This is a genomic window from Neorhizobium sp. T25_27, assembly GCF_002968565.1.
In the GTDB taxonomy this organism is placed as follows: Bacteria; Pseudomonadota; Alphaproteobacteria; order Rhizobiales; family Rhizobiaceae; genus Neorhizobium; species Neorhizobium tomejilense.
In genome coordinates this window covers 35,425-54,347 of sequence record NZ_PVBJ01000001.1, presented here as the reverse complement: position 1 = coordinate 54,347, position 18,923 = coordinate 35,425, and the positions used below count along the sequence as shown (strand labels likewise).

The window sequence follows — 18,923 nt, the reverse complement described above, 5'->3', positions numbered from 1 at the left end:
GGCCCGGCATCAGCCTTCACAAGCCTGACGCCGGGCGTTTTCGTTGTCGCGTTCAAGCGCCATAGGGCGCAAAGAACTTCTTGGCGGCTTCGATCTCGTTGGGACGGATCTCGTGCCCGCCGCCATGCCATTCCAACGTCACCGCGTCTCCCTGCCGCCTGAAATAGTCGGCGAGTTCGTCGGTCTGCTGGACGGAACTGATCGGGTCGTGCTGGCCGGCCGTAATCAGAACTTGGGCCTTGGCTTCGGCCTTGCGGTCCCCAGGCTTGAACGGGATCAAGGGATGCATCAGCACGCCCGCCTCGAACAGGCCGGGCTTCTCGATCATGATATTGGCAAGAATGTTCGCACCGTTGGAAAAACCGAGGCCGAGCACGGTCGAGGAACCGTAGCGCTCGCGGTTGGCGGCGACGAATTCGCTCATCCGCCCGGTCGCCCGGGCAAGATCCTCGCAATCATAGACACCTTCGGCCTTGCGCCGGAAGAAGCGCGCGGCACCGTGTTCGGAAATGTCGCCGCGCGGCGAGATCACCGTGGCGCCGGCCAAAAGCCGGCCGCCGAACTCGAAGAACTGATTTTCATCGCCGCCGGTGCCGTGAAAGACGAACAGGATCGGCGCTCCAGGTGCACCGGGGCGCGCCCGGTGCACATAACTGTCGTAACTCATGATGGTCTCCTTGGACGCTGCGCTGACTAGGCGTCCAGCGGTTCGAGATGTTGTTCGAGCGTCGCCCGCAGATGTGCGTGCTGTGCGGGCAGCTTCAGGGCCTCGCCGAGATGGGCGGTATCCTCGTCCCGATCGAAGCCGGGTTCGTTGGTGGCGATTTCGAACAGCACGCCGCCTGGCGTGCGGAAATAGATCGCCCAGAAGTAATCGCGGTCGATGACCGGAGTGACCTGGTAGCCGGTATCCATCAGCGCCTTGCGGACTTCGAGCTGCTTTGCGCGGTTCTCGACGGCAAAGGCGATGTGGTGGACTGAGCCGGCACCCAGATTGGCGCGGGCAATGTTCGGCATGGTTTCGATGTCGATGACATCGGCACCGTTGCCGCTCGGCATGATCAGGCGGGTCACACCATCCTGAGCATCGGCCTGCTGATAGCCCATGAACTTCAGGAGCTCGGCGGTAGCGCCTTCATCGCGAAGACGAAGCGAAGCGGAATGAAAGCCGCGGATCGCATGATCTTCGGCAATGCCGTTGCCGATGAACTGCTTGCGGGCATCATCCTTGACTTCAACGAGCGCGAACCCGTCGCCATCCGGACCGGCGAAATGCAGGCGGTTTTCACCGAAGGCCGTATCGACCTTGATGCCTTCCGCACCGGCTTTCGTCAGGCGGTCGGTCCAGAAACCGAACGAGCCTTCAGGAACCGAGAAGAGCGTCGTTCCGACTTCGCCGGTGCCCTGACGGCCGCGGGCGATATGCGGGAACGGGAAATAGGTCATCACCGAGCCGGGAGAACCGACTTCGTCGCCATAATAGAGATGGTAGACATCTGGAGCGTCGAAGTTGACGGTCTTCTTGACCCGGCGAAGGCCGAGTGTGTCGGTGAAGAACTTGTTGTTGGTGCTGGCGCTTGCCGCCATCGACGTGACGTGGTGGAGGCCCTTGATCTGGTCTAGCATTTTAAACCCCTTTTCTGCGGACCGCCTGTGCGGCCTGCTGTTCTGGGGTAAAGATGGTGGAAGGACCGGAGATTGGATAGACGCGACCATCCGAACGCATTGTTCACTCTGCGTAGACGACCATTGGTCAATCGTTCACAGAACTAGGCTTGTTCCGGCAGGCGCCAGTCGACCGGATCCTTGCCGATCGATTGCAGATAGGCATTCGCCTTGGAAAATGGCCGCGAGCCCAGAAAGCCGTTATGCGCGGAAAGCGGCGACGGATGGGCCGACTTGATCACCAGATGGCGCTGCTGATCGACAAAGGCCGCCTTCTTCTGGGCATAGGAGCCCCAGAGGATGAAGACGACACCGTCGCACTCGTCGTTAACCGCCCGGATCACCGCATCGGTGAACCGTTCCCAGCCCTTGCCCTGATGCGAGGCGGCCCTCGCCTCCTCGACCGTCAGCACGCTGTTCAGAAGCAGGACGCCCTGTTCCGCCCAATGTTCGAGGCATCCGTGCCTGGCCGGCGGAATGCCGAGATCCGTCTCCATCTCCTTGTAGATATTGACGAGCGACGGCGGGACGCGCACGCCCGGACGAACGCTGAAGCAAAGCCCATGCGCCTGGCCGAAGCCGTGATAGGGATCCTGGCCGAGGATCACCACCTTCACCTCGTCGAGCGGCGTCAGATCGAGCGCGCGGAAATATTCCGAGCCTTTTGGAAAAATGCGTTTGCCCGCTTCCTTTTCGGCAACCAGGAAGCGGCGCAATTCGCTCATATAGGGATTGGAAAACTCAGGCCCGAGCGCATGTTTCCAGCTTTCCTCGAGCTTGACCTCGCCTTCCGCCATGTCTTGGCCCTTCAGATCACATGATGGTTGGAGCGGGAATGCCAGTCCCAGGCGGAACGGATAATATCGTCCAGGCTGTATTTCGGCTCCCAGCCGAGCACCGCCCGCGCCTTGTCGTTATTGGCGACCAGCGAGGTGGAATCGCCTTCGCGCCGGCCGGTATATTCCACCGGGAACGGTTTTCCGGAAACCGCCGAGATCGCCGCGAGCAGTTCCTTCACCGTCGTGCCGGTGCCGGTGCCGAGGTTGAGCTCCACCGTCTCCCCGCCTGCGAGAAGATAATCGACCGCCCGCACATGCGCGTCGGCCAGATCGAGCACGTGGATATAGTCGCGCACGCAGGTGCCGTCGCGGGTGTCATAGTCGTCGCCGAACACCTTGAAACCCTGACGACGGCCAAGCGCCGCCTCGATCGCGAGCGGAATGGCGTGGGTCTCGGGCGTGTGCCACTCGCCGACCCGGCCCTCGAAATCGGCGCCGGCCGCGTTGAAATAGCGCAGCATGACCGACTTCAGGTCCTTGTAGGTGCCGTAGTCCTTCAGCGCCTGTTCGACGATGAATTTGGTACGCCCGTACGGATTGATCGGCGCCTGTTTGTGGGTCTCGTCCATCGGCACGCGATCCGGCAGGCCGTAGGTGGCGCAGGTCGAGGAAAACACGAAGGCTTTCACGCCCGCATCGATCGCCGCCGACAGCAGCGTCAGCGCGCCAATCACGTTGTTGTCGTAGAAGGCCACCGGGTTCTTGACCGATTCACCCACCTCGATCAGCGCCGCGAAATGCAGCACCGCGTCCGGCTTGTGTTTGGCAAACACCTCGTCGAGCCGGGCACGATCGCGGATATCGCCCTGTTCCAGCTCACCCCAGCGCACGAATTCCGCATGCCCGTTGGAGAGATTGTCGAAGACAACAGGCTGATAACCTCGCTCGGCGAGCACCAGGCACGTATGGGAGCCGATATAGCCGGCCCCGCCGACCACGAGCACTTTCTTTACTGACATCATTTCCCCTGCGGTTATTGAAGCCGGCGGCACTATAACCGGCGGCGGCCGAAAAGCCAGCACCAAGCCACATTGAAAAGCATAGCACCCAGTGCTATATAAAATCATGAGCGGCCGGGTGTTCAAAACTGCGTGGTTTGCCAAAGCGGCAAAGAAAGCCCGGATATCGGATCGCGAGCTTTGCAACGCCATTGCTCAGGTTGCCCTGGGCCAGGCGGACGACCTAGGCGGCGGCGTGTTCAAGAAACGCCTCAACGACAACCGGCACCGGTCGATCATTCTGGCAAAAGCGGCGAGTTCTGGGTCTATGCCTATCTATTCGCCAAACAGGATCGGGCCAATATCGATGATGACGAGCTGGCGGCTTTCCGCAAACTGGCCGAGCTTTACCGCCGGAAGACACCCGGCGCTTTCGATGCGGAACTGAAGAGAGGCGCACTGGTGGAGATTTGCAATGGCAACTAACCGGAAATTCAAGAGCGATGCTTTCGAGGCGATCCATAGCGCCGTGGAAGGCATGTACGAAGCCGGCACGATCGACAAGGAAACGATGCGGACCTTTGACGAGACCTGCCTTTCGGTACCGGTGGAACTTGGACCTGAGGAGATCAAGGCTTTGCGGGAGGGCAATCATGTCAGCCAGCCGGTCTTTGCCCGTTACCTCAACACCAGCGAATCGACCGTCCAGAAGTGGGAGACCGGCGCGAAACGCCCCAGTGGGCCCGCGCTGAAACTTCTGGACATCGTGCGCAAACATGGTCTTCAGATGTTGGCCTAACTTTTCATTTAAGAGCTTTCATGCGCCTTCTTTTTCTCGCCCTCGGATGGCTGTTCGTCGCAATCGGCATTGTCGGGGCTTTCCTTCCTGTCCTGCCCACCACCCCGTTTCTCCTGCTGGCAGTTGCCTGTTTCGCCCGCTCTTCGCCGCGGCTGGAGGCATGGCTGCTCGAGCACCCGAAATTCGGGCCGTCGCTGCGCAGCTGGCGGGAAAAGGGCGCAATCGCGCGGAAGGCGAAGATCGCCGCCATTTCGCTGATGGCGGTGAGCTACGCGGTGTTCTGGTTCGGCACCTCGCCGCCGTTGTGGCGGGCGGCGCTGGTGGCAGCGGTCATGCTCGGCTCGGCGACCTTCATCGTCACCCGCCCGGATACCTGACCATCCAATCGTTCAGCGGTGCCGCGATTGCGGCAATACGTAGGGGATGTGGACTGCCGGCAGGCGGCCGACGGCGCCGGCGATGCCGTAGACGCTGGCGATGATCTCGTCGTTCACCGTTTCCGTGCAGGCGCCTTCCGCCACCACCCGGCCGTGGTTCAGCACCACGAGATGGTCGGCGAACTCGGCAGCCAGGTTGAGGTCGTGCAGGATGGCGAGCACGATCCCGCCGGCATTGGCGAAGTCGCGGGCGATTTCCAGCACCGAGATTTGGTGTCCGAGGTCGAGGCTGGCAGTCGGCTCGTCGAGGAACAGAGCCCGCGGAACGCCGTCCGCGACCGGCTGCGGCACCTGCGCGAGTGCGCGTGCGAACTGCACCCGCTGCTGCTCGCCGCCCGACAGCGATGGATAGGGCCGGCTTTCGAAGCCGCGCAAGCCCACGCGTGACAAGGCTTGGCGTGCCTGCTCGGTCGGATTGAGGCCCCCTTGCGCGACAGCGCCCATTCGGACGATTTCGAGCGCGGTGAACGGAAAGGCGAGTTGCGTCGCCTGAGGCAATACCGCCCGGCACTTGGCAAGTTCGACCGGCTGGCAGAGGTCGACCCTGGTGCCGTGATAGCTGACGAAACCGACATCGGGTTTCATCTCTCCGGAGATCACCTTCATCAGCGTCGATTTGCCGGCGCCGTTCGGACCGATGACGACGGTGAAACGCCCCGCTTGGAGATCGAGGCCGACATTGTCGAGCAGTTTGCGGCCCGAGCGAGTGACGGTGATGTGTTCGGCGGAAATCATGGCATGTCCCGCGTGGTGATGCCGTTTTTACCCAGCAGCAGGAAGAGGAAGACCGGAGCGCCGAACAACGCGGTGATGACGCCGATCGGCAGTTCCGCCGGAGCGGCGACGGTGCGCGCGACGCTGTCGGCAACCAGCAGCAGCGCCCCACCGCCGAGCGCCGAACCCGGCAGCAGGAAGCGGTGCGACGGCCCCATGACGAGGCGCAGCAGATGCGGCACGACGATGCCGACAAAACCGATCGAGCCGGCGACGGCGACGGTCGAGCCGCAGGCGGCGGCGACAGCGACGATGACGATCTTCTTCAGCCGCTGCACCGGTATCCCCATGTGGAACGCGGCCGCATCGCCAAGTACCAGCGCGTCGAGGCCGCGCGCCACGAAGGGCATGATCACCATCACCGCGCTGACGAAAGGCAGGATGGACAAGACCCGGCCGAACGTGGCGCCCCCGAGCGAGCCGAGGTTCCAGAAAGTGATGTCGCGCAGCTGCCGGTCGTCGGCCATGACGATCAGCAGGCCCATGAGCGCTGCCGAAAGCGCACCGATCGCGATGCCCGACAGGATCAGCGTCGTCGTCGAGGTTCGCCCGTCGCGGGTGGCGATGATGTAGAGCGCCCAGGTGTTGAAAAGACCGCCGAAGAAGGCTATCAGCGGCAGGAACTGGTTGCCGAGCACCATGGCGACCGGTGCCAGAATGCCGTTGCCGAGCACGATCGCCGCAACGGCGGCAAGCCCCGCGCCGGAAGTCACCCCGACGATGCCGGGATCGGCAAGCGGATTGCGGAACAGACCCTGCATCATCGCCCCGGAGACGGCAAGCCCGGCCCCGACCAGAAGGCCAAGCGCGGTGCGCGGCAGGCGGACCGCCTCGAGGATCACCCGGTCCTGGGTTGAAAGGCTGGCGCTGTTACCGGTCGCGTAGGTCCAGAGATCACGCAGGCCGACGCCCGTTGGGCCGATGCCGAGCGAAAGCAGGCACGCGACAAACAGCATTACCGCCAGCAGAAGAAGCACGATGACGCCCTGGCGCGTCCGGTCTCCATCGGCAGCAACGCGGAAGGGCATCGCCAGCGCCTTCATCATCAGTTGATCGCCCCGGGATAGATCCGGGCCGCGAGCGAGCGGGCGGCCTCAGGCGTGCGCGGGCCGAAACCGAGCAGCAGCAGGCCATCCATGGTGACCAGCGCCTTGTTGGCGGCAGCCGGCGTCGTCTGCATCGACGGTATCGCGAAAACCTGTTCCGGCGTGATCGTGTGGTCGCCGCGCGACATGGAAAGCACGACATCCGGCTTGGTGGCGATGACGGCTTCGTCGGCAAGCGGCTTGTAGCCGTTGATCGTCGGCGCGGCATTGATGCCGCCGGCCATTTCGATTACGGCGCCCGCTTCCGTGTCGGCACCGCCGGCCATGACGCGGTTATTGGCAAGCGACAGCACGAACAGAACCTTCTTTTTCGGGCCGGGGATCCTGGCAACGTCGGCGGCGAGTTTCTTCAGTCCGTCTTCCGTCTTTACGGCAAGGGCGTCGGCCTTGCCGGAAAGCCCGACCGCCGCACCCACATCGCGGATCTTCCTGCCGATCGCATCCACCTTCGGCGGCGTCGGGATGACGACCATCGGCACTTCGCTGGCTTTCAGGATTTCGATCACCGGCGGCGGACCGGAACCCTCCTCCATCAGGATCAGGTCAGGCTTCTGGCCGAGAATGCCCTCCGCAGACAGGGCGCGCATGTAACCGACATCGGGCTTGGAATTGGCCGCATCCGGATAGAAGCTCGTCGAGTCCCGTGCTACGATCCGGTCCTCGGCGCCTAACGCATAGAGGATCTCGGTGATCGTGCCGCCGATGGAGACGATCCGCTTGGCTTCCGGGTTGCCCTTGTCGGATGCAGCTGCAACGCCCCCGACGAGACCGGTGCCCACGAGGACGGCTGCGAAAAGCCCCCTCAAGGTGAAGGAAGACCCCATGATACTCTGCTCCTTGTCTGCCCAAACCGAGGCGCAACAGGGCCTCAGGTCCGCCTGGCCGGCGGCGATAACTTGAGTTGACTACGCAAGTTTTTTAGGCTTTTCAAGGGGACTGGCCGCAGATATCTTGAGCCGAAAGTGAAACTTTAAGTGAGGGACTATCCATGTATATCGCGATGAACCGATTCCGCGTCGTGCCGGGCTATGAAGAAGCATTCGAGGCCATCTGGCGCGGCCGCCAGGGCCGCCTCGCGGAGCTGCCCGGTTATGTCGAATTCCACATGCTCAAAGGCCCCAAGGCTGAAGATCACACCCTCTACGCATCCCATACCGTATGGGAAACCTTCGAGGACTTTCAGGCTTGGACGAAGTCGGAACAGTTCCGCGCGGCCCATGCCAAGGCCGGCGAGAACCGCGGCAAGGTCGAATATCTGTCGGGCCCGCATTTCGAAGGTTTCGAAGTGATCATTCACGAAGACAAGAACGGCGTACGCGCCGACGTAGCAGCCTGAGGCTCCTGATGAACGCCGTTTCCGAAATCAAGCCGGACCGTCGCGAACGGGCACTCGCCGCGTTGGCGGAAAAGCCCGACGGCGTCGTCGAGGCGATCGCCGCCAAGGCCGACGTGACGCCCGCCGAAATCCTCGAAATCCTGCCGAAGGGCGCGGCGGTCATCGCCGACAAGGAGAAGTTCGAGGATATCTGGGCCGAGATGACCACCTGGGGCGAAGTCCTGTTCATCGTTCATACCGAAGACATCGTGCTGGAAGCCGAAGGCAGCCTGCCGATGGGTTCGGAAGGCCATGGCTGGTTCAACATCCACGGCGACGGCCCGATCGGCGGTCACATCAAGAAGGAGAACTGCGCCTCCGTGACCTTCGTCGACCGCGCCTTCCACGGCCGCCGCTCCTGCTCGGTCTGGTTCATGAATGCCAGGGGTTCGGCGATGTTCAAGGTCTTCGTCAAGCGGGATGCCGCGCGCGAACTGATTGCCGAGCAGCTTCAGAAGTTCGAAGCACTTCGCGACAGTTACGCCTGAGCCTCAGCGATTCTGTGAGTTTTGGTGATTCGGGCGAAAAATAACCGTCCGAATCACTTGCCGGGCGGAACCTTTCGTTTTCCCCTGCATTGGAGGGCCGTGGCAGGGCTTGCGGAGTGGGTTGGCTGCGTGATGATCGTTTAGCCAAGTGCCGCCCTTGAAGGTGGTTGTCATGAGAAAGAGGCGCCGCCGCGCCCATAGGCGGACCGATCGCTTGTGAGAGGCAAGCGATCTTTTAGCGGCGCGGCGCGCTTCAACGATCTTCAGGTCTCATCGGGCCTAAAAGCCGCCTAGAGGGCCGGCACCCATTTCCAGAAAACGCCTTCCATCCGCTCCGGATAATATTTGAATTCGCATTCGAAGCGGCGGCCATAGGCCTCGGCCGCCTTCAATGCCGCGTCGCTCACCGGCTTCATGCCCGTTCCCGGCGCAAACCAGTCTTCCATCAAATCATCGGGAATGTAGACGCCGATCCTCAGCGGCAGGGCAGTCAGCGTGGCATCGAGTTCTTCAGGCGGCATGGCTTTCTCCTCCACGAAAAGGCGGGCGCTCCGAAGAACGTCCGTCTTTCCGGGAAGTTCCGGTCTCGGACCGGCAGCCCGATCTGGGCGTCGAGGCAAACCGGCATCTCGTCAGTGGTGGGCGGTGTGATCCGGCTTGCCCTTGCGCTTGGTCGAGGCGAAATCCTCGAGCTGCTTTTCGCTCATGGATTTCTCCATGCCCTTCGAAGCACCCTTGAGTTCGCTCTTCTTCATGTCGCCGCGTTTCGCAGCAAGTGCGGCACCGGCCGCCTTCTGCTGTGCTTTGGATTTCGCTGGCATATCTGCCTCCTGTTATACTTCTCATCCAACACCGCAGGCTCATGCTTGGTTCCCTGCCCGGCGGAACCTCTCTGGCATCGGCGTGTTCTGGATGGAGAGGACGTTGCCGGAACAGGCCCGAACTTGATGAAAGGAACATCCCATGGATGCCGAACGCAAGATCGACAACGACAAGGAAGCTGAACGCTTTGAAACGGATGGCCGGGAGCGCGCCGAAGACGCGCTTCACGCGCAGATGGACATGACCAACCAGGAGGCGGTCAAGGAAGCCTCTCGTCTCGGCGCCGGGGACACCTACATGGTGGAAGCCGATCTGGAAGACCTCGACGAACGTGAGGACTTAGACCAGCCGGACGGCCGCCCCAGCCCCATGGCCAATGCCGATAATCCCGAACGCTGACGCCCCTCCCACATCTCGCAAACAATTCGAAGCGGAACCTCCGGGCATGCCCGGGTGTTCCTCTGCGCGAGTTGAAGATTTGGTGCGCGAGTTGAAGATTTGGAGATTCTCGATGAATGCTGAAGCGAATGCCGCGCAGAACCTGCCGAGGGAGAAGGCCACCCATCCGGTCGATACCATGCCGGGGATGGAGGTGAAGGCTGCGCCGACGCTTGCCGACGCGGATTCCGAAGCCTTTGTCGCCGAAGCGGTCGAGGATCTCGCCAACTGCCATATCCCGTTCCTGCTGGCCGGCACGTTTGCCATCAGTGCCTATACGGGCATCACCCGTCAGACGAAGGATCTCGACATTTTCTGCAAGGCCGGCGACTACGCCCGCATCCTCGCCCACTTCAAGGACAAGGGTTATCATATCGAGGTGGAGGACGACCGCTGGCTCGGCAAGGTGAAGAAGGGCCGGCACTTCTTCGATGTCATCTTCGCCGCGTCGAACGGCACCATGCCGATCAGCGATGCCTGGTTCGAAAACGCCCGCCAGATCGAGATGAACGGCCACAAGGTGCGCATCATCGCGCCGACTGAACTCATCTGGTCGAAATGTTTCGTGCAGCTCCGCCACCGCTATGACGGAGGCGATATCGTCCACATGATCCTGCGCGCCCATGACCAGATCGATTGGGAGCGGCTGCTGAGCCATATGGAAGTGCATTGGGAAGTGCTGCTGATCCACCTCCTGAATTTTCGCTGGATCTACCCGACCGAGCGCGACAAGGTCCCCGACTGGCTCCTGGACGAGTTGCTCGACCGCCTGAAGGCGCAGCGCGAACTGCCGCTGCCGCAGATGAAGATCTGCCGCGGCCGCATGTTCAGCCGCGTGGATTTCGAGATCGACGTCAAGGAATGGGGTTTCGCCGATGTCGGCGGCGAAGGTGACCTTCGCGACGGCGTCGAAGAGGAAATGGCCCAAGGAGGCTTAGCGTGAGCAAAGCGACAGACGCGAAGAGCGACACCGCCCAGACGGAAACAAGAAAGGCCGACACGACCAAGGCATCCACGAAGAAGGCGAACGGCAAGCAGCGGATCGCCGCCATGGGCGACCTGCACATCAAGGAGCACGGCTCGGCGTCCTACAGGGAGCTCTTCAGCGAGATCTCGCAAGCCGCCGATATCCTGGTCCTGACCGGCGATCTGACTGATCTCGGCAAACCGAAGGAGGCGGAAATACTGGCCGCCGACCTGCGCTCCTGCTCGATCCCGATCGTCGGCGTGCTCGGCAATCACGATTACGAATGCGGCTGCGTCGAGGAGGTCACCCATATCCTGAAAGATGCCGGCATCCACCTGCTGGAAGGCGAGGCCGTCGAGATCAATGGCGTAGGCTTTGCAGGTGCCAAAGGTTTCGCAGGCGGTTTCGGCCGCCACATGCTCGGGTCCTTTGGCGAGCCGGCCATCAAGGCGATGGTCACCGAAAGCGTCGAGGAAACGATGCGGCTCGAAAACGCGCTGCGCCAGGTTCGTTCGGAGCGGGCCATGGTCATTCTGCACTACGCGCCGATCCGCGAGACCGTGATCGGCGAGCCGGAGGAGATCTACCCCTTTCTCGGCTCGTCGCGTCTTGCCGAAACCATCGACCGTTTTCCAGTCTCTGCCGTGGTCCACGGCCATGCCCATCGCGGCACCTATCATGGAAAGACACCCGGCGGCGCCCCGGTCTACAATGTCGCCTCGCATATCGAGAAGCCTACGGGCAAACCGTATGCGCTGCTGGAATTGTAAGGAACATCTTTGTTGAGATAGCCCCTCATCCGGCTGCCGCCACCTTCTCCCCGTTCTGACGGGGAGAAGGGATATGACGCGCCCTCTGCGCCAATCAACTTGGCTCGGGCAATGCCGGAGATGGATGGAAAACGGCGCCGCGGATTTCCTTCTCCCCGCGAGCGGGGAGAAGGTGCCCGACAGGGCGGATGAGGGGCAAACCCTTCCTTCACATATGCAGCGCATGCCCCAGTGCCTTAAACGCTGCCTCCGCAAAAGCTTCCGATTGCGTCGGATGCGCATGGATCGTCCCGGCGACATCTTCCAACCTCGCCCCCATCTCGATCGCCAGCCCGAAGGCAGCCGAGAGTTCGGAGATGCCAGCGCCCACAGCCTGGATGCCGAGCACAAGGTGGTTGTCCGCCCGCGCCACGATGCGGACGAACCCCTCCTCCGCCGATAGCGTCATCGCCCTTCCGTTGGCGGCGAACGGAAACTGGCCGACCTTGATCTCGCGGCCCTGCGCCTTCGCCTCGTCCGGCGACAGGCCCACGGAAACGATTTCCGGGTCGGTGAAGCAGACGGCAGGGATAGCCCGCTTGTCCCAGGAACGGCGCTTGCCGGAGACTATCTCCGCCACCATCGCGCCCTGCGCCATCGCCCGGTGCGCCAGCATCGGCTCGCCGGTCACATCGCCGACCGCGTAGATGCCGCGCATCGAGGTGCGGCACTGCTCGTCGACCTTCAGGAACCTGCCGTCTATGTCGAGTTCCAGTTCTTCGCGGCCCCAGCCTTCGGTCACTGGCTTGCGGCCAACCGTGACCAGGATCTTGTCGGCCGCGATGCGTTTCTCCTCGCCGGCCCCGGTCTCCGCCAGCAGCGCCTCTCCGTTCGAAGACAGGCCCTTGACCTTGGTGCCGAGCAGGACCTCAACGCCCAGAGCCGCGAGCCGCTTGGCGACCGGGTGGGTAAGCTGCGTATCGTAGAGCGGCAGGATGCGGTCGAGCGCTTCGACGATCGTCACCTTCGCTCCAAGCTTCGCAAACGCGAGTCCAAGTTCGAGGCCGATATACCCGGCCCCGACCACCGCAAGCCTATCCGGCACCTCGGTCAGGGACAGTGCACCGGTCGAGGAAATGACCTTGCCCCCGAACGGCAGCATCGGCAATTCGACCGGCGCCGAACCTGTGGCGATGACGATGTTTTCGGCACGGATGACCTGCTCGCCGGTTTCGGTTTCCACCGCGACGGTCTTGCCGTCCCGGAATTTCGCCCGGCCGACGACGATCTTGACGCCGGCCTTCTTCAGGAGACCGGCAACGCCCAGCGTCAGCCGGCCGGTAATGCCGTCCTTCCAGGCCATGGTTTTGGCAAGATCGATAACCGGATTGTCGGTGCGGATGCCCATCGCGTTTTTGCCCGCCGCCATCGCGACCGTCTTTGCAAAATCGTCAGCCGCGTGGATGATCGCCTTGGACGGGATGCAGCCGATGTTGAGGCAGGTGCCGCCCGGTTTCGCCATTTCGACGATGACCGTATCGATCCCCAACTGGCCGGCCCGGATGGCGCAGACATAGCCTCCCGGACCGGCCCCGATGACGAGGAGCTTGCAGGTGATCTCTTTCATTGTTCTTCTTTCACCTCACTCCTCGACGAAGATAAGCGCCGGCGTTTCCATCAGCGCCTTCAGGCGCTGTACGAATGTCGCGGCATCCCAGCCATCGATCACCCGGTGATCGAAGCTGGAGGACAGGTTCATCATCTTGCGCGGCACGAACTGCGCCCCGTCCCAATGCGGCCGGACGGCAAGCTTGTTGACGCCGATGATCGCCACTTCCGGATGGTTGATGACCGGCGTCGAAACGATGCCGCCCATCGCGCCGAGCGAACTGATGGTGATCGTCGAGCCGGAGAGCTCCTCGCGCAAGGCCGTGCCGTTCTTGGCCGCATCGCTTAGGCGTGCCACTTCCCGGGCGCAGTCGAAGATGTCGCGCGCTTCGGCGTGTTTGACCACGGGCACGACGAGCCCCGACGGCGTCTGCGCCGCGATGCCGATATGCACGCCGCCATATTGACGGATGATACCGGCCTCGTCGTCATAAAGCGCATTGATGCCCGGCTGTTCGCCGATCGCCTTGACCATCGCCCGCATCAGGAAGGGCAGGATGGTGAGTTTCGGCCGGCCGGGCTTCTGGGTGCCGTTCATGCGGGTCCGCAACTCTTCCAGCGCGGTCATGTCGACCTCCTCCACATAGGTGATGTGGGGAATGCGGGATTTCGACAGCGCCATCTTTTCGGCGATGCGGCGGCGAAGGCCGACGACCTTGACCTCCTGAACCGCCTTGTTCGGCTGCAGCCCGGCAGCGACACCCCCGCCGCCTCCCTGGCTGTCGAGGAACAGATCCAGATCCTCATGGGTAATGCGGCCGGCCGGGCCGGTGCCCGGCACCTGCCGAAGATCGACGCCCGCCTCCTTCGCCCGAAGACGGACGGCCGGCGGCGCCAGCGGCTTTTCCCCCTCGGCACGGGGGGCTCCGACATTCCTCGGAGCAGATGAAGCCGCCGGCCTCTGCGGAATAACCTCCGGAGCAGGCTTCGGCCTTTCCACCACCGGCTCGGATTGCTTCTGCGGTTCGACTGACAAAGCTTCGGGCTGGGACAACGGAAGCTCGATCTCCGGCTCCTCCTCACCATCGGCGCCTTCGCTCACGATCCTGATTTTGAGGATGACGGTGCCGGTTGCAATGATGTCGCCGATCTCGCCGTGCCGAAAGGTCACCTCGCCTTCCACGGGCGATGGGATCTCGACCGTCGCCTTGCCGGTCATCACGGCCGCGAGCACCATGTCCTCACGGACCAGGTCGCCGACGTCGACGTGCCATTCGACCAGTTCAGCTTCCGCGACGCCTTCGCCGACGTCCGGCAGCTTGATGAGTTTTTCCGCCATGTCTCAGGCCTCCATCATGTCGCGCAGCGCCCGGCCAACGCGGGCCGGGCCCGGAAAATAATCCCATTCCTGCGCATGCGGGTAAGGCGTATCCCAGCCAGCGACCCGGGTGACCGGGGCTTCGAGGTTGTAGAAGCAATGCTCCTGCACCAGCGCCGCCAGTTCCGCGCCAAAGCCGGATGTGAGCGTCGCCTCGTGCACCACCATGCAGCGACCGGTTTTCTTCACCGAAGTGACGATGGTATCGAGGTCGAGCGGCATCAGGGTGCGCAGGTCGATCACCTCTGCGTCGATACCGGTCTCCTCGGCCGTCGCTTCCGCCACATGCACCATCGTGCCATAGGCGAGCACGGTCACCGCCGAACCCGGCCGCCGCACCACCGCCTTGCCGAGCGGGACGACATAATGCTCGGCCGGCACCTCGCCGAGCGGATGACCGGCCCAGGACGTCACCGGCCGATCGTGATGACCGTCGAACGGACCGTTATAGAGCCGCTTCGGTTCGAGGAAGATCACCGGGTCGGGGTTTTCGATCGAGGCGATCAGCAGGCCCTTGGCGTCATAAGGGTTGGACGGCACCACCACCTGTAGCCCGCAGACATGAGTGAATAGCGCTTCCGGGCTCTGGCTGTGCGTCTGGCCCCCGAAGATGCCACCGCCGGTCGGCATCCGCACGGTGATGCCGCAGGTGAAGTCGCCGTTGGAGCGATAGCGCAGCCGCGCCGCCTCCTGGGTCAGCTGGTCGTAGGCCGGATACATGTAATCGGCAAACTGGATCTCGACGCAGGGTTTCAGCCCGTAGGCCGCCATGCCGATCGCCACGCCGACGATGCCGGATTCGTTGATCGGCGCGTCGAAACAGCGCGTCTTGCCGTATTTCTGCTGCAGGCCCTGGGTGCCGCGAAAGACGCCGCCGAAATAACCGACATCCTCGCCGAAAACGACCACATCATCGTCGCGCTCCATGGAAACATCCATGGCGCTGCGGATCGCCTCGATCATCGTCATGCGCGGCATGGGCGGGCCTCCCGAAAAAGGTTGGCACCGAGATCGGAGGAAGCAAGACCCCTTCTGGCCTGCCGGCCATCTCCCCCACAAGGGGGGAGAGGACTCGTGGCACTGCCCCATTTTACATCAGGCGACAGCGAGGCCTGGTTAGCCCCTCCCCCTTGTGGGGAGGGGTTGGGGAGGGGTCTTTCAAGATCAAAAACAATCATCCCTCACACCCCCGCCTGCTGCCGCTGCCGCTTCAGGTGCGGCGGCATTTCGGCATAAACGCCTTCGAACATGTCCCGCATCGACGGCCGGCCGCCGGAATGCAGCGTGCCGTGGCGCTCCGCCTCCTTCTGGGCAGCGACGACCGTGTCGCGGATTTCCGCTTCCATCTGGCGATGGCGCTCCTCGCTCCAGGTGCCGATGCGGATCAGGTGGTTCTTCAGCCGGATCACCGGGTCGCCAAGCGGCCAGGCCTCGGACTCCTCCTTCGGGCGATAGGCGGACGGATCGTCGGAGGTCGAATGCGCCCCGACGCGATAGGTGACGTATTCGACCAGCGTCGGCCCAATGTTGCGCCTGGCCCGCTCCGCTGCCCATTTGGCGACCGCGTGCACGGCGAGATAGTCGTTGCCGTCGACGCGCAGCGACGGCAGGCCGTAACCGAGGCCGCGGGCGGCAAAGGTGCCCGAGCCGCCGCGGGCGACGCCCTGGAAGGTCGAGATGGCCCACTGGTTGTTGACGACATTGAGGACGACAGGCGCCCGATAGGTGGACGCAAAGACCAGCGCCGAATGAAAATCCGACTCCGCAGTCGATCCGTCGCCGATCCAGGCAGCGGCGATCTTCGTGTCGTTCTTGATTGCAGACGCCATGGCCCAGCCGACGGCCTGAACATATTGCGTGGCGAGATTGCCCGAGATCGTGAAGAAGCCATAGTCCCTCGCCGAATACATGATCGGCAGCTGCCGCCCCTTCAAGGGATCGGCGTCGTTGGAATAGATCTGGTTCATCATCTCGACCATCGGATAGCCGCCGGCAATCAGCAGGCCAGCCTGGCGATAAGTCGGAAAGTTCATGTCGCCGGGGAGAAGCGCCTTGCGGAAGGCGCAGGAGACCGCCTCCTCGCCGAGATGCTGCATGTAGAAGGACGTCTTGCCCTGCCGCTGCGCCATCAGCATGCGGCTGTCGAAGACCCGCAGCAGCATCATGTGCTTGAGGCCCTCCATCAGCTCCTCATCGGTCAGCGATCCGGCCCAGGGACCGACCGCCTCGCCCTCGCGGTCGAGCACGCGAATGATCGAATAGGCGAGGTCGCGGATCTCCTTCGGATCGACATCCACCTCCGGCCGCCGCACCGAACCGGCCTTCGGGATCGGCACATTGGAGAAATCCGGCTTGCCGCCCGGCCGCACTTCAGGCTCCGGCACATGCAGGCTCAGTCTCTGTCCATCCGTCATTCGTTTCTCCTCCCAAAGAACCGGTCAAAATCAGTCGTTCAACGCGGCGCCATCCTGAGCGCTCCGTCGAGGCGGATCACTTCACCGTTCAGCATCGGGTTTTCGATAATGTCGCGTACCAGCCGCGCGAATTCCGCCGGCCGGCCGAGCCGTGGCGGAAACGGCACCGATTTGCCCAGCGAGGCACGCACCTCGTCGGAAAATCCGGCCATCATCGGCGTCTCGAATATGCCGGGCGCGATCGTCGTCATGCGGATGCCGTCGCGGGCCAGCTCGCGGGCGATCGGCAGCGTCATGCCGGCCACCGCCGCCTTCGAGGCGGAATAGGCGGCCTGGCCGATCTGCCCGTCATAGGCGGCAACCGAAGCCGTGGCGACCAGCACGCCGCGTTCGCCTTCCTCGTTCGGCTCACCCCTGGCGATCGCCTGTGCCACCAGCCGGATCACGTTGAACGTGCCGATCGTATTGATCTCCAGCGCGCGGGCAAAACTTTCGAGCGCATGGACGCCTTCTCTGCCGAGCACCTTTTCCGACGGCGCGATGCCGGCGCAGCAGACGGCGCCCCGGATCGGTCCGTTGGCGGCCTCCGCCTTGGCAACCGCATTTTCGACCGCCTCACCGCTTCGCACATCCGTCTTCACGAAGATCGTGCCCTTGCCGAGTTCCTCGGCTTTTGCCCGACCGCTCGTCTCGTCGAGGTCGAGCAAAGCCACGCAACCGCCGGCTTCGACAAGCATTTTAGCTGTCGCGAGCCCAAGGCCGGAAGCGGCACCGGTCACCAGAAAATTTCCGCCTTCGATCCGCATCCTGTTCTCCTCAGTTCGCCAGGCCGCGGGCGATAATGATCTTCTGGATGTCGGACGTACCCTCGTAGATCTGGCAGACGCGGACATCGCGGTAGATGCGCTCGACAGGGAAATCGGAAATGTAGCCATAGCCGCCGAGCGTCTGGATCGCCGCCGAGCAGACCTTCTCGGCCATCTCGGAGGCGAACAGCTTCGCCATGCAGGCCTCGTCGAGGCAGGGTTCGCCGCGATCCTTCAGCCTCGCCGCATGCAGCACGAGCTGCCGGGCCGCCTCGATCTGGGTTTTCGCATCCGCCAGCCGGAAGGCGACCGCCTGGTGGTCGAGCAGCAGCTTCCCGAAGGTCTTGCGTTCCTTGGCATAGGTCAGCGCCACGTCGAACGCTGCCTGCGCCATGCCGACGCATTGGGCGGCGATGCCGATCCGGCCCGCCTCCAGCCCCGACAGCGCGATCTTCAAACCGGCGCCTTCCGCCCCGATCCGCTGGCTTTCCGGAATGCGCAGGTTGTCGAACATCAACGCCGCGGTATCCGATGCCTTCTGCCCGAGCTTGTCCTCGATCTTGGAGATCGAAAATCCGGGCACATCCGTCGAGGTGACGAAGGCGGAGATGCCGCGTTTTCCGGCGGCGGGATCGGTGACAGCAAAGATGATCACCGTGCCGGCGATCTTGCCGGACGTGATGAACATCTTCGAGCCGTTGACGACATAGTCGCTGCCGTCCCTCACGGCGCGGGTGCGGATTGCCGCGGCGTCCGAACCGGTATCGGCCTCGGTCAGTGCGAAGGCGCCGATATGGCGGCCTTCGGCGAGCGGTCTGAGAAACCGTTCCTTCTGCTCGTTGGAAGCATGCATATCGAGGAGGGAGCAGACTGGCGAATTGTGGACGCTGACCAGCGTCGAGACCGCGCCGTCGCCGGCGGCGATCTCCATCAGCGCGCTGGCGTAGGCGACATAGGAACAGCCGACGCCGCCCCATTCCTCCGCCGTCCGCATGCCGAGAAACCCGAGCTCGCCGAGTTGTTTCAGAACGTCCGGCTCGATCGCGTGCGACTTGTCGCGCGCGGCAGCTCCGGGTTTCAGCACCTCCCGGGAAAACTCCGCGGCAGTCGAGCGGATAAGCTCTTCTTCCTCAGTCAGCATGCACTGATCTCCTCCCCGAAACCGCTTGCATGAGTGCTAAATTAGGACCGAACCGGGTCGGCGACTACTCCTTTGAACTTGTTATTTGTTACCCCGACGCGCAATTTTATTGCGCCTATGCCCCACAATGGAACTCGAAGCCTCTTCGACCGTTTGCCGGTCTCTCTCAACCAGGGGCT

General features: G+C 62.9%; 22 protein-coding genes and 1 pseudogene. 8 read left to right on the top strand and 15 right to left on the bottom strand.

Features of this window, described 5'->3' with window-relative positions; translation table 11 throughout:
- Positions 1-52: 52 nt before the first annotated feature.
- From C5J24_RS00290 to galE, 4 genes are all read right to left on the bottom strand, one after another.
- Positions 53-667 carry an alpha/beta hydrolase gene (locus C5J24_RS00290; protein WP_105414717.1) on the bottom strand — a complete coding sequence of 205 codons (615 nt, stop codon included), beginning with the start codon at positions 665-667 and terminating at the stop codon, positions 53-55.
- Between the two features lie 26 nt (positions 668-693).
- Entirely contained in the window at positions 694-1,626 is a 933-nt protein-coding gene (locus C5J24_RS00285; RefSeq protein WP_105414715.1) for a VOC family protein, read from the bottom strand.
- Between the two features lie 143 nt (positions 1,627-1,769).
- A complete protein-coding gene (ung, locus tag C5J24_RS00280) occupies positions 1,770-2,462 on the bottom strand; it encodes a uracil-DNA glycosylase (protein WP_046635035.1) in 693 nt (230 codons plus the stop codon).
- 11 nt (positions 2,463-2,473) lie between these two features.
- Complete coding sequence (gene galE, locus C5J24_RS00275) at positions 2,474-3,463, bottom strand: UDP-glucose 4-epimerase GalE (RefSeq protein ID WP_105416519.1); 990 nt, start codon at positions 3,461-3,463, stop codon at positions 2,474-2,476.
- Between the two features lie 106 nt (positions 3,464-3,569).
- On the opposite strand from galE, the pseudogene C5J24_RS00270 reads away from it, so the two are divergent.
- The 3 genes and pseudogenes from C5J24_RS00270 to C5J24_RS00260 all read left to right on the top strand — a co-directional run bounded on the left by C5J24_RS00270 (position 3,570) and on the right by C5J24_RS00260 (position 4,618).
- Positions 3,570-3,928: pseudogene (locus tag C5J24_RS00270) on the top strand (type II toxin-antitoxin system RelE/ParE family toxin).
- Positions 3,918-4,241, top strand: coding sequence for a DNA-binding transcriptional regulator (locus C5J24_RS00265; protein WP_105414713.1), 324 nt, complete (start codon positions 3,918-3,920; stop codon positions 4,239-4,241). The pseudogene C5J24_RS00270 and the gene C5J24_RS00265 overlap by 11 nt, the downstream one beginning before the upstream one ends.
- A 20-nt stretch (positions 4,242-4,261) precedes the next feature.
- Entirely contained in the window at positions 4,262-4,618 is a 357-nt protein-coding gene (locus tag C5J24_RS00260; RefSeq protein ID WP_105414712.1) for a YbaN family protein, read from the top strand.
- 12 nt (positions 4,619-4,630) lie between these two features.
- Here the strand turns inward: C5J24_RS00260 and C5J24_RS00255 are convergent, their stop codons facing one another.
- From C5J24_RS00255 to C5J24_RS00245, 3 genes are read right to left on the bottom strand one after another with little or no spacing between them, the layout of a single operon-like run.
- Complete coding sequence (locus C5J24_RS00255; RefSeq protein ID WP_105414710.1) at positions 4,631-5,413, bottom strand: heme ABC transporter ATP-binding protein; 783 nt, start codon at positions 5,411-5,413, stop codon at positions 4,631-4,633.
- Positions 5,410-6,498, bottom strand: coding sequence for an iron ABC transporter permease (locus tag C5J24_RS00250; protein ID WP_105414708.1), 1,089 nt, complete (start codon positions 6,496-6,498; stop codon positions 5,410-5,412). The genes C5J24_RS00255 and C5J24_RS00250 overlap by 4 nt, the downstream gene beginning before the upstream one ends.
- Positions 6,498-7,382 carry a hemin ABC transporter substrate-binding protein gene (locus C5J24_RS00245; RefSeq protein ID WP_105414706.1) on the bottom strand — a complete coding sequence of 295 codons (885 nt, stop codon included), beginning with the start codon at positions 7,380-7,382 and terminating at the stop codon, positions 6,498-6,500. Before C5J24_RS00245 ends, C5J24_RS00250 begins: the two co-directional genes overlap by 1 nt.
- 164 nt (positions 7,383-7,546) lie before the next feature.
- Here C5J24_RS00245 and C5J24_RS00240 point away from each other — a divergent pair, with 164 nt between their 5' ends.
- Entirely contained in the window at positions 7,547-7,894 is a 348-nt protein-coding gene (locus tag C5J24_RS00240; RefSeq protein ID WP_046635025.1) for an antibiotic biosynthesis monooxygenase, read from the top strand.
- An 8-nt stretch (positions 7,895-7,902) separates the two neighbouring features.
- Positions 7,903-8,421: a heme utilization cystosolic carrier protein HutX gene (hutX, locus tag C5J24_RS00235; RefSeq protein ID WP_105414704.1), complete on the top strand. Its 519-nt coding sequence runs from the start codon at positions 7,903-7,905 to the stop codon at positions 8,419-8,421.
- Positions 8,422-8,711: 290 nt separating this feature from the next.
- Here hutX and C5J24_RS00230 read toward each other — a convergent pair whose 3' ends face one another.
- Entirely contained in the window at positions 8,712-8,942 is a 231-nt protein-coding gene (locus C5J24_RS00230; RefSeq protein ID WP_105400292.1) for a hypothetical protein, read from the bottom strand.
- Between the two features lie 111 nt (positions 8,943-9,053).
- The gene (locus C5J24_RS00225; protein ID WP_105400291.1) at positions 9,054-9,242 is read right to left on the bottom strand and encodes a DUF3008 family protein; all 189 of its coding nucleotides are present in this window, start codon (positions 9,240-9,242) and stop codon (positions 9,054-9,056) included.
- 142 nt (positions 9,243-9,384) lie between these two features.
- On the opposite strand from C5J24_RS00225, the gene C5J24_RS00220 reads away from it, so the two are divergent.
- The 3 genes from C5J24_RS00220 to C5J24_RS00210 all read left to right on the top strand — a co-directional run bounded on the left by C5J24_RS00220 (position 9,385) and on the right by C5J24_RS00210 (position 11,418).
- The gene (locus C5J24_RS00220) at positions 9,385-9,642 is read left to right on the top strand and encodes a hypothetical protein (RefSeq protein WP_105414702.1); all 258 of its coding nucleotides are present in this window, start codon (positions 9,385-9,387) and stop codon (positions 9,640-9,642) included.
- Positions 9,643-9,754: 112 nt separating this feature from the next.
- Positions 9,755-10,624, top strand: coding sequence for a nucleotidyltransferase family protein (locus tag C5J24_RS00215; protein ID WP_245441036.1), 870 nt, complete (start codon positions 9,755-9,757; stop codon positions 10,622-10,624).
- 107 nt (positions 10,625-10,731) lie between these two features.
- Positions 10,732-11,418, top strand: coding sequence for a metallophosphoesterase (locus C5J24_RS00210; protein ID WP_105400896.1), 687 nt, complete (start codon positions 10,732-10,734; stop codon positions 11,416-11,418).
- A 208-nt stretch (positions 11,419-11,626) separates the two neighbouring features.
- Here the strand turns inward: C5J24_RS00210 and lpdA are convergent, their stop codons facing one another.
- The 6 genes from lpdA to C5J24_RS00180 all read right to left on the bottom strand — a co-directional run bounded on the left by lpdA (position 11,627) and on the right by C5J24_RS00180 (position 18,744).
- Positions 11,627-13,024 (bottom strand): dihydrolipoyl dehydrogenase, encoded by a 1,398-nt coding sequence (gene lpdA, locus C5J24_RS00205; RefSeq protein ID WP_105414700.1) that lies wholly within the window; start codon positions 13,022-13,024, stop codon positions 11,627-11,629.
- Positions 13,025-13,039: 15 nt separating this feature from the next.
- Positions 13,040-14,344 (bottom strand): dihydrolipoamide acetyltransferase family protein, encoded by a 1,305-nt coding sequence (locus tag C5J24_RS00200; RefSeq protein ID WP_105414698.1) that lies wholly within the window; start codon positions 14,342-14,344, stop codon positions 13,040-13,042.
- 3 nt (positions 14,345-14,347) lie between these two features.
- Positions 14,348-15,361 (bottom strand): alpha-ketoacid dehydrogenase subunit beta, encoded by a 1,014-nt coding sequence (locus tag C5J24_RS00195; protein WP_046635010.1) that lies wholly within the window; start codon positions 15,359-15,361, stop codon positions 14,348-14,350.
- 203 nt (positions 15,362-15,564) lie between these two features.
- Positions 15,565-16,797, bottom strand: a complete 1,233-nt coding sequence (locus tag C5J24_RS00190) for a 3-methyl-2-oxobutanoate dehydrogenase (2-methylpropanoyl-transferring) subunit alpha (RefSeq protein WP_046635009.1) — start codon at positions 16,795-16,797, stop codon at positions 15,565-15,567.
- Between the two features lie 38 nt (positions 16,798-16,835).
- Entirely contained in the window at positions 16,836-17,603 is a 768-nt protein-coding gene (locus C5J24_RS00185; protein WP_105414696.1) for an SDR family NAD(P)-dependent oxidoreductase, read from the bottom strand.
- Between the two features lie 10 nt (positions 17,604-17,613).
- On the bottom strand, positions 17,614-18,744 hold the full coding sequence (locus tag C5J24_RS00180) for an acyl-CoA dehydrogenase family protein (protein ID WP_105414694.1): 1,131 nt from the start codon (positions 18,742-18,744) through the stop codon (positions 17,614-17,616).
- Positions 18,745-18,923 lie beyond the last annotated feature (179 nt).